10 protein-coding genes and 4 tRNA genes are annotated in these 12,478 nt (G+C 52.1%); 11 read left to right on the forward strand and 3 right to left on the reverse strand.

The features are described from left to right. Positions 1 to 291: 291 nt before the first annotated feature. From ACMHXH_RS18675 to ACMHXH_RS18690, 4 genes are all read left to right on the forward strand, one after another. Positions 292 to 367 (forward strand) — tRNA-Glu (locus tag ACMHXH_RS18675). A 35-nt stretch (positions 368 to 402) separates the two neighbouring features. Continuing rightward, positions 403 to 478, forward strand: a tRNA-Ala gene (locus ACMHXH_RS18680). 189 nt (positions 479 to 667) lie between these two features. Beyond that, positions 668 to 743, forward strand: a tRNA-Glu gene (locus ACMHXH_RS18685). 35 nt (positions 744 to 778) lie between these two features. Continuing rightward, positions 779 to 854, forward strand: a tRNA-Ala gene (locus ACMHXH_RS18690). A 390-nt stretch (positions 855 to 1,244) separates the two neighbouring features. Here ACMHXH_RS18690 and ACMHXH_RS18695 read toward each other — a convergent pair. After that, positions 1,245 to 3,074: an ABC transporter ATP-binding protein gene (locus ACMHXH_RS18695; RefSeq protein ID WP_039033819.1), complete on the reverse strand. Its 1,830-nt coding sequence runs from the start codon at positions 3,072 to 3,074 to the stop codon at positions 1,245 to 1,247. A gap of 278 nt (positions 3,075 to 3,352) precedes the next feature. On the opposite strand from ACMHXH_RS18695, the gene ACMHXH_RS18700 reads away from it, so the two are divergent. The 7 genes from ACMHXH_RS18700 (at position 3,353) to ACMHXH_RS18730 (ending at position 10,911) form a co-directional block, all read left to right on the forward strand. Beyond that, positions 3,353 to 4,930 carry a DNA-3-methyladenine glycosylase 2 family protein gene (locus tag ACMHXH_RS18700; protein WP_335912021.1) on the forward strand — a complete coding sequence of 526 codons (1,578 nt, stop codon included), beginning with the start codon at positions 3,353 to 3,355 and terminating at the stop codon, positions 4,928 to 4,930. A gap of 113 nt (positions 4,931 to 5,043) precedes the next feature. Further along, the gene (locus ACMHXH_RS18705; RefSeq protein WP_413738463.1) at positions 5,044 to 5,613 is read left to right on the forward strand and encodes a methylated-DNA--[protein]-cysteine S-methyltransferase; all 570 of its coding nucleotides are present in this window, start codon (positions 5,044 to 5,046) and stop codon (positions 5,611 to 5,613) included. Between the two features lie 87 nt (positions 5,614 to 5,700). Further along, positions 5,701 to 6,174, forward strand: coding sequence for a dual specificity protein phosphatase family protein (locus tag ACMHXH_RS18710; RefSeq protein WP_039033813.1), 474 nt, complete (start codon positions 5,701 to 5,703; stop codon positions 6,172 to 6,174). A gap of 84 nt (positions 6,175 to 6,258) precedes the next feature. Then, positions 6,259 to 7,776 carry a phospholipase D family protein gene (locus tag ACMHXH_RS18715; protein WP_335912023.1) on the forward strand — a complete coding sequence of 506 codons (1,518 nt, stop codon included), beginning with the start codon at positions 6,259 to 6,261 and terminating at the stop codon, positions 7,774 to 7,776. 75 nt (positions 7,777 to 7,851) lie between these two features. Continuing rightward, on the forward strand, positions 7,852 to 8,748 hold the full coding sequence (locus ACMHXH_RS18720) for a chemotaxis protein (RefSeq protein ID WP_071476484.1): 897 nt from the start codon (positions 7,852 to 7,854) through the stop codon (positions 8,746 to 8,748). A 141-nt stretch (positions 8,749 to 8,889) separates the two neighbouring features. After that, complete coding sequence (gene sstT / locus ACMHXH_RS18725; protein ID WP_144361142.1) at positions 8,890 to 10,110, forward strand: serine/threonine transporter SstT; 1,221 nt, start codon at positions 8,890 to 8,892, stop codon at positions 10,108 to 10,110. A gap of 465 nt (positions 10,111 to 10,575) precedes the next feature. Next, a complete protein-coding gene (locus ACMHXH_RS18730) occupies positions 10,576 to 10,911 on the forward strand; it encodes a hypothetical protein (RefSeq protein WP_233962769.1) in 336 nt (111 codons plus the stop codon). 98 nt (positions 10,912 to 11,009) lie between these two features. On the opposite strand, the gene ACMHXH_RS18735 is transcribed toward ACMHXH_RS18730, so the two are convergent. Both ACMHXH_RS18735 and ACMHXH_RS18740 read right to left on the reverse strand, forming a co-directional pair. Beyond that, a complete protein-coding gene (locus tag ACMHXH_RS18735; protein WP_039033816.1) occupies positions 11,010 to 11,663 on the reverse strand; it encodes an RluA family pseudouridine synthase in 654 nt (217 codons plus the stop codon). A 98-nt stretch (positions 11,664 to 11,761) separates the two neighbouring features. Next, positions 11,762 to 12,355 carry an ACP phosphodiesterase gene (locus tag ACMHXH_RS18740; protein ID WP_039033817.1) on the reverse strand — a complete coding sequence of 198 codons (594 nt, stop codon included), beginning with the start codon at positions 12,353 to 12,355 and terminating at the stop codon, positions 11,762 to 11,764. Positions 12,356 to 12,478 lie beyond the last annotated feature (123 nt).

The following is a 12,478-nucleotide window of genomic DNA, read 5'->3' on the forward strand; positions in this document are numbered from 1 at the left end:
AGAGGCCTAGGACAGCGCCCACTTTCTCTGGGTAGAGAGTCGGCGGTAACCGTGGTTCGAATCCGCTAAGGGATGCCACATTTTGCAGTGTTTCGTAAAACCTGTACTCCTTTCACAGAGTCTAAACAGTGAGTCCGGGGTTGGCTTAGCCTAGAGGCCTAGGACAGCGCCCACTTTCTTTGGGTAGAGAGTCGGCGGTAACCGTGGTTAGAATTCCTTAGGGGATGCCACATTTTGCAGTGTTTCGCAAAACCTGTACTCCTTTCACAGAGTCTAAAACGTGAGTCCGGGGTCCCCTTCGTCTAGAGGCCTAGGACACCGCCCTTTCACGGCGGTAACAGGGGTTCGAATCCCCTAGGGGATGCCACATTTTTCAAGAGATTTTGTTTTTGACAGAATTTCGGGGCTATAGCTCAGCTGGGAGAGCGCTTGCATGGCATGCAAGAGGTCGACGGTTCGATCCCGTCTAGCTCCACCAAATACTGTTATCACAGAGTGTGAACAGTGAGTCCGGGCTTGGCTTAGCCAAGAGGCCTAGGACAGCGCCCACTTTCTCTGGGTAGAGAGTCGGCGGTAACCGTGGTTCGAATCCGCTAAGGGATGCCACATTTTGCAGTGTTTCGCAAAACCTGTACTCCTTTCACAGAGTCTAAAACGTGAGTCCGGGGTCCCCTTCGTCTAGAGGCCTAGGACACCGCCCTTTCACGGCGGTAACAGGGGTTCGAATCCCCTAGGGGATGCCACATTTTTCAAGAGATTTTGTTTTTGACAGAATTTCGGGGCTATAGCTCAGCTGGGAGAGCGCTTGCATGGCATGCAAGAGGTCGACGGTTCGATCCCGTCTAGCTCCACCATAGATTCTCTCTTCAAGAGAAACACTAACCACCTCAGGGTGGTTTTTTGTTATCTGTTTCTTCAACGTTTGCGTCCTAGCAAAAGTACGCTCTAACCCCGAATGGCTTGTTAGAGTATTTATCCAACCATGTATCGAAACGTGGCTCTAAAATGCAGTTCTTATTAACTGCTCTTATCAGGCACAGGCCTCATTACCGATACGCCAGATTGTTTTGCCCGGATACCCGCCTAGTTACTACTTGAATAAAAAGTCGCTACTTGAATAAGTATGTGGCAGTTAGTCAAGGTGAGTGTCTCTTTATATGGTATGGAAGGCTTAAAAAACCAGGAAGCCGTGATGGCTTCCTGAAATGTTGTTCTATGCCGAAAAGCAGGGCGGTAAAGATATCTCAGTCTACACCGATAAAACCGCCTGTTTGGTGAGCCCACAGCTGGGCGTAAATTCCTTTGCTGCGGATCAGTTCCTGATGGCTGCCTTGTTCGACCACTTTGCCCTGATCCAGCACTATCAATCTATCCATTGCGGCTATGGTTGATAGTCTGTGGGCGATAGCGATAACGGTTTTTCCTTCCATCAGTTGATAGAGGCTTTCCTGAATTGCTGCTTCCACTTCCGAGTCGAGTGCCGAGGTGGCTTCATCCAGGATCAATATTGGCGCATCTTTCAATAGCACTCTGGCGATGGCAATACGCTGCCTTTGACCGCCGGATAATTTGACGCCCCGTTCACCCACCTGGGCATCCAGCCCGGTATTTCCCGACGGATCTGTCAAAGAGGCGATGAATTCACTGGCTTGGGCCTTGATGATCGCCTGCTCCAGTTCCTCTTCCGTGGCATCGGGACGACCATAAAGAATATTTTCTCTGATGGATCTGTGCAGCAAGGAGGTATCCTGAGTCACCATGCCTATCTGTGAGCGCAGCGAATCCTGGGTAACTTTACGGATATCCTGACCGTCTATCAGAATTTTTCCCTTTTCCACATCATGAAAACGCATCAGCAGATTGACCAAGGTGGACTTACCGGCACCCGAGCGCCCCACCAGACCGACTTTTTCACCTGGCTTGATCTGTAAATCCAGGCCTTCCAGCACACCGCTCTGTTCTCCATAGTGAAAGCTGACCTTATCGAAATCGATTTGCCCTTGCTCAACCAAAATGGCTTTGGCGTCTTCGGCATCCAGAATGCGGGTGGGTTTGGACAGGGTGCTCATACCATCGGCCACTGTCCCTATATTTTCAAACAGTGAGCTGATTTCCCACATTATCCATTGCGACATGCCGTTGAGGCGCAGAGCCAGGCTGACGGCAATCGCTATGGCGCCAACACTGATGGCACTGTCGCTCCAGAGCCAGATGGATACGGCTGCCACGCTAAAGGCCAGGAAATAGTTCAGTAGCTGCACACTGACGTTAATTCCGGTGACCAGACGCATCTGCCTGTGCACGGTATCCAGGAAGGTTTTCATGCTCGACTGCGCGTATTCGGCTTCCTGCTGGGTGTGGGAGAAGAGTTTGACCGTGGCAATATTGGTGTAGCTGTCGACGATTCGACCTGTCATGGTTGAGCGGGCATCGGCTTGCTCGGTAGACACGGCTTTCAACTTGGGCACGAAATACCACTGCAGGCCGATATAGATGGCAAGCCATGCCAACATGGGCAGCATCAAGCGCATATCGGCACTGGCGATCATCACCAGCATGGAGGTGAAATACACCATTATGTAGACCAGCACGTCCAGGAGTTTCATCACGGTTTCCCGCACCGCCAGAGAGGTTTGCATCACCTTGGTGGCTATGCGGCCGGCAAAGTCGTCCTGATAGAAGGAAACACTCTGTTTCAACAAGTATTTGTGCGCCAGCCAGCGGATGGCCATCGGATAGTTGCCCAAGAGACTTTGGTAGACAATCAAGGCGTGCAGCAAGATGAGTACAGGCAAGAGCACGAGTACCAGCAAGGTCATGCCGAGTAACTTGAGTCCTTCATCCTGCAGCAGGGTTTGTGGATCCTTGTCTACCAGCCAGTCAACCAACTGCCCCATAAAGCCAAACAACGACACTTCCAGCATGGCCAGAATTGCGGTCAATATTGACATCAATATCAACGGTCGCTCGAAACCTTTGGTGTAGTGGCGACAAAAAGCATAGAGCCCTTTGGGCGGTGGAGATGGTTCTATATCCGGCAGTGGATCCGTCCAGTGTTCAAAGCGGGAAAACAACGTCTTTATCATGGCCTTCTCTTGGCAAACTGTTATGGGCGATTTATCTCTTGGCAAAGAATGATTCTTGCCCGGTTATGCGGGCAGACATCGGGCCTTGCGGATCTGGAGTGATTTTTATTCAAGCCGTTCCAGCATACCCAATTTTTACCGGCAGGGCAGCTATTATTCCGGATCAACTGTTTGGGTTTAGTCTCGGGGTCCAGTTCCGTTTTCCGCTGGTTTCCCTCGTGTTTGCGGGGTAATCTGCATCCAGGTTATAGACGATAGCGAAACAGATGATGACGATTTTTACTGAGCTCAGCGCCGACACCTGCCGCCGGGCGAGACTCAGTCGCGATCCCAGGTTTGATGGCCGTTTCTTTATCGGGGTGAAGACGACGGGGATCTATTGCCGGCCTATCTGTCCGGCGGTGGCGCCGAAAGAGGAAAATGTCGAATATTTTTTCTCGGCCGCAGCCGCAGCAAATCAAGGTTTGCGCCCCTGTTTGCGCTGTCGGCCGGAAAGCGCGCCAGGTTCCTGTGCCTGGAAAGGCACGAGAACCACGCTGGAGCGGGCGGTAACTCTGATAGAGCAGGGCGCCTTGAGCGGCGAGTCGGCGAAAGGTGTCGAGCACTTGGCACTGCGTCTCGGGATCAGCAGTCGTTATCTGCGCAAGCTGTTTGTCGAAGCGCTGGGCCTGTCTCCCAAGCAATACGCTGCGTTTCAGCAATTGATGTTTGCCAAGCAGTTGCTGCACCAAACCCGGCTCCCTATCACGCAGGTGGCCTTGGCTGCGGGATACACGAGTATTCGCCGTTTCAACGAAGTGTTTCAGAGTCAGCTGCAGCTAACCCCGTCGGCACTCAGACGTAGCGCTGATACGCAAATGGACGACAGTAACAGGCTGCAACTGTTTTTGAGTTACCGGCCGCCTTATGCCTGGCAAGCGCTGCTTGATTTCTATCGCCTGCGGGCGGTAACAGGAATGGAGTGGTTTGAACTTAATGGCCGCCAGGGCTATGGTCGCAGCCTGTTACTCAACAGCGACAAAGGCGGGTTCAAAGCTTGGTTTTTTGCCGAGTTGCAGGCCTCGCAAAATAGAGTCGCAGTTACCCTGGCATTGGAAGAGGGCGCCGAGCTTAGCTTGTTGCCGGTATTGGTCAATCGGATAAGAAGGATATTGGATCTCGACGCTGATATGCAGCAGGTTGAGCAAGTGTTGCAACCTATCACACTGGCAGACTCCACCTTTGGTTGGGAGCCGGGGCTGAGGCTGCCGGCAGCAGGCTCTCTGTTTGAAGCCGGGGTGCGGGCTGTTCTGGGCCAGCAGGTCAGCGTTACCCAAGCCACAAAACTGTTGGGGCAGTTGGTGGCAGCCAGAGGTGAGCGGCGAGTTATCGCCGGGCGCGAAATCAGCTTCTTTCCCGAGCCCGAAAGTATGTTGGCGGCGGACTTTGACGAGTTGAAAATGCCCGCAAGCAGAAAGATGGCACTGGCCGAGTTGGCGCGTTTTCAGCTTGAGCATGGTGATACCGAGCCTGAGGCTTGGCTCAGTTTGAAAGGGATTGGCCCTTGGACCATAGCCTACGCCAGAATGCGCGGGTTGTCGGATCCTGATGTGTTGCTCGGCGGCGATTTGATAATCCGTAAACGTCTGCTCAGGCTACTTGTTGAAACAGCAATCTCGACCAAGGGTAACGATAGTTTGGCTCAAATTAATCCTGATTCGGTTAAACAAGGCGCAGTTGCTCAGCATAAAGGCAATCAAGGTGCGGGCCATTACCAAGCATTACTGCAAGGTGTCACTGAAGCGGCGTCGCCCTGGGGCAGCTACCTTACTCTGCAACTTTGGCATTCGGCACAGCGCCCATAGACAGCTCGGAATGAAAGCACTGAATGAAAGCGCTGAATGAAGAGAATGGAATGGGTTGCAAAGGCATCTGTCAAACACCTATTCAAAAGCTATAAAATCAAAGGATTAATCCTATGAGTACACAAGATAATCCGAGCTTGGCCGTATCGTTGAGTAAAGAGTGGCCGATAGCAGAATTGCTGCCGGTGGCGGAGCTTAGCATGGATTCGGCTGTGGGCAGGCTGTGGCTTGCTGCGGGGCCCCATGGGTTGTCACATCTGTCGGTTTTGACGGGGGATGACAGAGAGCGCCGGATCCCGCTGGCTAGCGCGAGTACGGCGCAAAAGGCGCGGGCAGAGGCGATATTGACACAGACCAAGAGCCAGCTTTTGGAGTATTTTGCCGGTACCAGACAGGTCTTCGAACTGCCTTTGGCTCCCAAGGGGACACGCTTTCAACGCGCTGTTTGGCAGGCATTGGTGGGGTTGCCCTACGGCAGTTTTACCAGTTACGGTGAGCTGGCCGTAAAGATTGATAACCCCAAAGCTGTTCGCGCTGTCGGCACTGCCAATGGCGCCAACCCGATAGCGATTATCGTGCCTTGCCACAGAGTCATAGGCAAGGATGGCAAGTTGACCGGCTATGCCTGGGGCCTCACCATGAAGCAACAATTGCTTGACTTGGAAGCCGGTCGTCCCAGTTAATCTTTTGGCATAAATCAACGAAACTCTCTATCGATTTGGGGTATTCTGAAGCCAAGCAAAAGTTGCGTATTACTGAGGAAAACACAGATGCAACCACTCTTTTGGCTGGAAGAGGGAGAGTTGGCAGGAAGCCGGGGTCCGGTAGGCCAGAACTGGGATTTTGATGAGCTGCAACGCTCCGGGATAGGCGCCATTCTTTCCTTGGCTGACAATATGGCTGGTAACTTGGCCGCCGATTGGCCTCAGTCGCCATTTGAGTTTGCCTGTATCCCTTTACCGAGTGGAGAAGCCCCGTCGGATGCCGATTTGCGGCTCTGCGTCGAGCAGTTACCCAAGGCACTCGACTTTATCCAGCGTCAGCGTGCGGCCGGTCTAGGGGTATTGGTACATTGTGAGTCGGGGCAAAACCGTACTTGCCTATTACTGGCCTACTACTTGATGGAGCATGGCGTGGCGCCGCTGCATGCAGTTGCCCGCATTCGTGCGGTGGCAGATGTTGCCTTTGAATCCCATGGTTGGGATCAGTTTGTGTTCGATGTGCTCTATGCTTTACAGGATTAGCAAATTAACGCCGGAGGCGGGAATACTGGATCCCGGAACGAATTAATGCTTGAATACTCTTCATTATTTCGAAGAATATTCAGAATGTTGCCACAGTTTGGAATATTGCTGGTCCTCTTGTCCTTGCTTAGCGCTTGCAGTTCGGCACCGACACGGGATCCCGCATACAGCGACTCCAGCTATCTGGCAACGCCGGAGAGTTCTGTCTTGCTGGATTATCTGGAACCTCAATTGTCCGTCCACCCATCGCAGACGGGCGTACTACCACTGGCCGAAGGTGTTGATGCCTTCATTGCCAGGTTGGCACTTATCCGCAGTGCCCAGAGCAGTATCGATTTGCAATACTATATCTATCGGGCCGATGAAACCGGTAAAACCCTGGTGTGGCAATTATTGGAAGCTGCTGAGCGCGGCGTGCGGGTAAGGCTGCTGCTGGATGATACCACGAGTGCGCCGCTCGAATCCGGACTGGCGGCCTTAAATCATCATCCCAATATTCAGGTTCGCCTCTATAACCCGGTATATTCCCGCACCTTCAGAGGCTTGTCTTGGCTGTTCAGTTTCGCCCGCTTGAACCACAGAATGCACAATAAGTCGCTGACGGTGGACAACATGGTTTCTGTGGTGGGAGGGCGCAACATAGGCAATGAGTATTTTTCCGCTAACGATGAACTTGAGTTCGGTGACTTTGACTTGCTCGCCATAGGCGAGGCGATACCGGCTATCTCTGATCAGTTTGATCTTTACTGGAATGCGCCGCTGACTATTCCGCTTGAGCAATTGCTGCCCAAGCGTCTGACCCGGGAAAAATTGCTGCAGGCCGATACCAAGATGCGGCAGGAACAGCAGGCGATGCAGGATCACCCTTATTATCAGCGCTTGTTGCAGAGCCAGTTGATAACCAACATGGAGCAGCAGCAACTCGACTGGTATTGGGGCGAAGCCAAGGTGTTGTTCGACCCGCCCGATAAGCTGCGCAGCGCCGAGCCCGAGAGTTGGATGCTGGCCGATATCGGTCGTTTTCTGTCCCAGGTTGAAAACAACATACTGATCATCTCGCCCTATTTTGTGCCCACATCCAAAGGGGCAGATGCCCTGGCACAGGCGGTAGCCAACGGCATTGAGGTTACTGTGGTGACCAATAGCCTGGCAGCCACAGATGTAGTGGCCGTGCATGGTGGCTACAAGAAGTATCGTCGGCAACTACTGGAAGCCGGTGTCAGCCTCTATGAAGTCAAGGCTGACCCCGACCATAAGCCTTCTTCATGGCGCGGCAGCTCACGCACCAGCTTACATGCCAAAACTTTTGTGCTGGACGGCGAAGATGTGTTCGTCGGTTCGTTCAATTTTGATCCTCGTTCTGCCTGGATCAATACTGAAATGGGCATACTGCTACATCAGCCCGAGCTTGCCGAACACATGCAGCGGCAACTGGGCGGCGCCTTACTACGTAATGCTTACCGCTTGGCGCTGGAGGAGGATGAGCTGGTGTGGCATGACGATGCCAAACAAGAGGTGTTCTATAACGAGCCAGCCGCCGGTTTCTGGCGCCGTCTCAGTGCCGATATCCTCAGCCTTTTGCCTATTGAGTCGCAATTGTGAATTGCAGCTGACCACCATAGGTTCAAGCCTGTGTTATCCTGAAGCGTTTAACTTATTGTCTGTAATGGTGTTGTTATGAAGAGTAAGGCCAATCAATCTCAGGGACTGCTGCTGTTTCATCTGTCGGCAAGCCAGCTGTTTGCCATAGGTACCCTGAAGATCCGTGAGTTGGTACCTTATATGCCACTAAACCAGATCCCCCAATCTCATCCGGCTGTGATGGGGGCGGTAAACTTCAGAGGACATACCATTCCTGTAGTGGATATGGCGGCGGCCGTTGGTTATCGCCCGGTTACTGCAGAGGAGCGCAAGAGTTGCTTTATCATCATCACAGATTGTCAGCGGATGGAGATAGGCTTTCTGGTTCGCGGTATCGACAAGATCCTCGAATGTAACTGGCGTGATATTGAATCACCGCCGGATAACCTGGGACGCAATGCCTATCTCACCGGAGTGACTCGTTACGACAATAAGCTGGTGCAATTGCTGGATGTTGAGTTGCTGCTGTCAAAGATTTTCCCGATTGCGGCCCAGAGTGTGGCCATGCTGACCGATGTGCAAAGGGAAAGGTTGAAACCGCTGCGGATCTTGTTGGTGGACGACTCTAAAGTAGCCAGAAAGCAACTGTCTGATGCGCTGGACTCCATTAATATCCCTTATGAGGTCACCTCAAACGGTGCCCAGGCTTTGGCTATCATGGAAAAGGCCGCGGCCGAAAAGCGCCCAGTGGATCTCCTGGTGAGTGACATCGAAATGCCGGGTCTGGATGGTTATGAGCTCGCCTTTGAGGTGAGAGACAAACCGGCACTCGCCGGAGCTTACATTATCCTGCATACCTCGCTGTCCAGTGAGATCAGTGTCAGCCAGGCGCACCAGGTAGGTGCCAACGAAGCCCTCACCAAGTTCGATGCCCATGAACTTATTGATGCCATGCTCAGAGGCGCCAAAATTGCACAAGATAGTCAAAAATGACATCGCTGTTGCCAAAATGCGTGTTCAGGGTTATCCAGACGACACAAATAGGCTTCAAAGCTAGACATTAGCGGTTTCATCCGCTAAAAACGTAACTCCTGTGGCACTGGTGCCAGAAAGATAATAACGACAGGTCAGGCAATGAACCAATCTTCTTTACTTTTGGCCCGATTGGCCAAGAGCAGTCTTGTACTGCAAATCCTTTTGGGGATCATCGCGGGCATGGGGCTCGCACACTTTGCTCCGGAATGGGCAAAGAGCGTTTCTTTTCTTGGAGATCTTTTTGTCGGCGCGCTTAAGGCGATCGCGCCGATCCTGGTATTTCTGCTGGTGGCGGCATCGATTGCCAATCAGAAGAAAAATACCAAGAGCAATATGCGGCCAATTATCGCCTTGTACCTGTTCGGTACTTTTGCCTCGGCACTTACAGCTGTGGTAATGAGCTTTATGTTTCCCACCACACTCAAGCTCAGGGCGCCTGAACAGTTACTGTCGCCGCCGCAAGGTATTCTGGAAGTTCTCAATACTCTGTTGTTCAAATTGGTCGACAACCCAGTCAATGCTCTGATGAATGCCAACTATATAGGTATTCTGGCTTGGGGTATTGGTCTTGGATTGGCGCTGCATCATTCCAGTGACTCGACCAAACAGGTATTTGCCGATGTCAGTCATGGTATCTCACAGATGGTGCGCTTTATTATCCGCTTGGCGCCGATAGGCATTTTCGGTCTGGTGGCCGTGACCTTTGCCGAGAGCGGTTTTGAGGAAGTGTACAATTATGGCCGTCTGCTAGGCGTCTTGCTGGGAAGCATGGCTATCATAGCCCTGGTGGTGAACCCGCTCTTGGTGTTCTACAAGACAAGACGCAATCCTTACCCATTGGTGTTCGCTTGCCTCAGAGAGAGTGGCGTAACCGCCTTCTTTACCCGTTCGAGCGCGGCCAATATTCCGGTGAACATGGCCTTGTGTGAGCGCCTCAAACTGCATAAAGACACCTATTCGGTTTCTATTCCTCTGGGGGCCACTATCAACATGGGGGGCGCGGCAATTACCATTACCGTACTGACCCTGGCAGCTGTGCATACCACGGGAACCAGTGTCGACTTGCCAACTGCCTTGCTGTTGAGCCTGGTGGCCGCCGTGTCGGCTTGTGGTGCCTCCGGGGTAGCCGGTGGTTCATTGCTGCTGATCCCTCTGGCTTGTAGCTTGTTTGGCATCAGTGACAGCATTGCCATTCAGGTGGTGGCTGTTGGCTTTGTTATTGGGGTCATTCAGGATGCGGCTGAAACTGCGCTGAACTCTTCCACTGATGTGTTGTTTACCGCGGCAGTCTGCCAGGCCGAAGATCGCAAGCTAAGCTAAGGAAGGTGCGAACAAGCCCCATGTGTGCTCTGCGTCGACTTACAGGCCTGGGTGCAAGGCGTGGTTCGCAGCAAATGGCCCTAGTCCTTTGCAAGAAGCATTCCCTAGGAAACATTGTTGAAGATACAGGGCGGCCTCTGGGCCGCCCTTTGTTTTTGGTCCCCATTTGCCACGGTGTGACCGTTCAAACGGCCGGTGGTAAGGGGATTGTGTGAGTTATTTCATAAATTGCTTAAATTCTCCGCAATAAGTGATCTTGATCACACTTTTATTTTGTCACTGGGCTACACTGCGCACATTCGAGAGATTTCATTCTAACTTATTGGTTTTTAATGATTTGGAATCAAATTTTTCACTTTTATGTTACTTTTGGCCGGGTAAAGGGGCACTATGAGTTCTATGCTTAATGTCATGCATTTGGGGTCAGCCAAAGAGGCTGGGCTGACATGGTTTAAGGGTATGGATATGTCTGGAGTAGAAAAGCGCAAGCGTCTGCACCGACAGAACGAACAACAGCGAGAATTTCTTGGTTGTTGGCAGGATAGTCGCCCAGGCAGTGGTGAAGAACTGACCTTGTATCGTCAAGGTGGCAAGCTGTTTCTGGAAACCTGGTTCAGCGATGGTTGCCACAGCGTGGATGAGATGAAGTCCAAACAGACCAATGCCGGTTTATGTCTGGAAGATATGGGTGGTAACCTGTTTGGTGAATACTTTATTTTAACTGCAGAGGGCAAGCTGCAGTTTTGCACTGAAGGAGGCGATAGCTTCAGTCTGGAACCCAAATCAGTGATGAGTGCTTAATAATTGTTTGACTCATTGTAAAAAAAGAAAACGCCCGCTAAGCGGGCGTTTTCTTTAGCTGCTTTTTCTAAGGCTTTCTTTATCAAGCCTTGCAAGGGTCAGAAAGGCGACAGGCTGACAAAATGCATCTCGGCACCCGAGTAAGGGTGGCAAAATGCCAGGCTGGCAGCATGCAGACAGAGTCGCGGACGGGCATTTTCAATCTCACATCCACCATAGAAATCATCCCCTAAAATCGGATGCCCCAATGCGAGCATGTGGACTCTGAGCTGATGAGTCCGGCCGGTTTCCGGTTGTAATGCCACCAGGCTGGAATCCTCACGGCGCTCAAGCACTTTGTAGTGAGTGACCGCTCTCTTACCTTGCTCTGAGACTTGCTGCAGCGGTGGGTTGGCCTTATCCGCTGCCAGAGGCAAGTCGATAACACCGGCTGGCTGTTCAAGATGTCCAGCCACCTCGGCCACATACAGTTTATCGCTTTGCCGTTCCTGAAACTGAGTCTTGAGACTGGACTCGGCGGCTTTGTTGCGGGCGAAAACCATTATCCCTGAAGTGGCGCAGTCCAGCCTGTGCACCAATATGGTTTCCGGATACAGGCGCTGTAAGCGGGTGAGGGCGCAATCATGGGTTACGGCGGCGCGCCCAGGGTTGGATAACAGCCCGGATGGCTTGTTGATGATAATAATATCGCGATCCAGATAGCGGATATCGAGCCAGGGCAGGGCCGGTGGGCGGTACTCAAAAACTTGCATGAACTCTCCTTCGTGAAGGCGCAATTTTAACAAAGCCATGGGCCCGGCAAAAGTGGCTTTGTGGGTTCAACCGAAGCGGCCCTTGGGCTGGGTTTAGATCAAAGAAATTCCGCGGGTGTCTTTCTGGCCCATATCCGGCTGTAAGCCATCAATTGTGGGTAAAAGGTTCGAAAGGCGATTTCAATTTCAGTATCGAGTTTTTGCAGCGCTTGTTGGGCACCGTTGAACAGCTCAGGTTTTGAAAGTCGGCGACTCACACCGGTTACAGCACTGTTGAGCCCCTGGCGACTTTGATAATTCAACAGCCAATTTTGCTGCTCCATCACTGGCGCCAGTTTGGCTAAGCCTTCGGGTAGGGATTGCGTTTGTCTGAGGCTCTCGTAGGCCTTATCGCAAAAGGCAGCCAAAGGTTGATGATGATATTCCTCCCAGTACTTTGCCAGCATATGGTCAAAGGCCAAATCCATCAGTACAGGTGCCACTCTGGCAAGCGGTTTGGGGAAAGTACGCACTAACTCGCGGGTTAATTCGTGGCTATCGGTCAACTTGTCTATCTGTCTGTGGAGCCAGAGCCCCTGCTGCAAATGTTTGGGAAACTGTTGAATATTGCCTTTGGCAAAGTCGCCGGCGAGATTGGCGCCGAGAGATGTTTGGCTGATATCGGCCAGATGCAGGTGTGCAAGGAAGTTCATATTGGTTACTGGGTGTCGAATTCGCCCTCAAGTTACCATGACAAGCCGGCAAATGAAAATAGTCTCTGACGCTGGTGAATGTTCTCTTTTTGCTCAGTGGAAAAAGATGCTACGCTTAGCGTT

It is taken from the genome of Shewanella sp. BJSY2023SW001 (genome assembly GCF_047314685.1).
In the GTDB taxonomy this organism is placed as follows: Bacteria; Pseudomonadota; Gammaproteobacteria; order Enterobacterales; family Shewanellaceae; genus Shewanella; species Shewanella indica.

Excerpts from the sequence above, each read along its gene's own strand:
- ACMHXH_RS18700 (WP_335912021.1), top strand. The coding sequence starts at position 3,353 with ATGATGACGATTTTTACTGAGCTCAGCGCCGACACCTGCCGCCGGGCG.
- ACMHXH_RS18705 (WP_413738463.1), top strand. The coding sequence starts at position 5,044 with ATGAGTACACAAGATAATCCGAGCTTGGCCGTATCGTTGAGTAAAGAG.
- ACMHXH_RS18710 (WP_039033813.1), top strand. The coding sequence starts at position 5,701 with ATGCAACCACTCTTTTGGCTGGAAGAGGGAGAGTTGGCAGGAAGCCGG.
- ACMHXH_RS18715 (WP_335912023.1), top strand. The coding sequence starts at position 6,259 with ATGTTGCCACAGTTTGGAATATTGCTGGTCCTCTTGTCCTTGCTTAGC.
- ACMHXH_RS18720 (WP_071476484.1), top strand. The coding sequence starts at position 7,852 with ATGAAGAGTAAGGCCAATCAATCTCAGGGACTGCTGCTGTTTCATCTG.
- sstT (WP_144361142.1), top strand. The coding sequence starts at position 8,890 with ATGAACCAATCTTCTTTACTTTTGGCCCGATTGGCCAAGAGCAGTCTT.
- ACMHXH_RS18730 (WP_233962769.1), top strand. The coding sequence starts at position 10,576 with ATGTCTGGAGTAGAAAAGCGCAAGCGTCTGCACCGACAGAACGAACAA.
- ACMHXH_RS18735 (WP_039033816.1), bottom strand. The coding sequence starts at position 11,663 with ATGCAAGTTTTTGAGTACCGCCCACCGGCCCTGCCCTGGCTCGATATC.
- ACMHXH_RS18740 (WP_039033817.1), bottom strand. The coding sequence starts at position 12,355 with ATGAACTTCCTTGCACACCTGCATCTGGCCGATATCAGCCAAACATCT.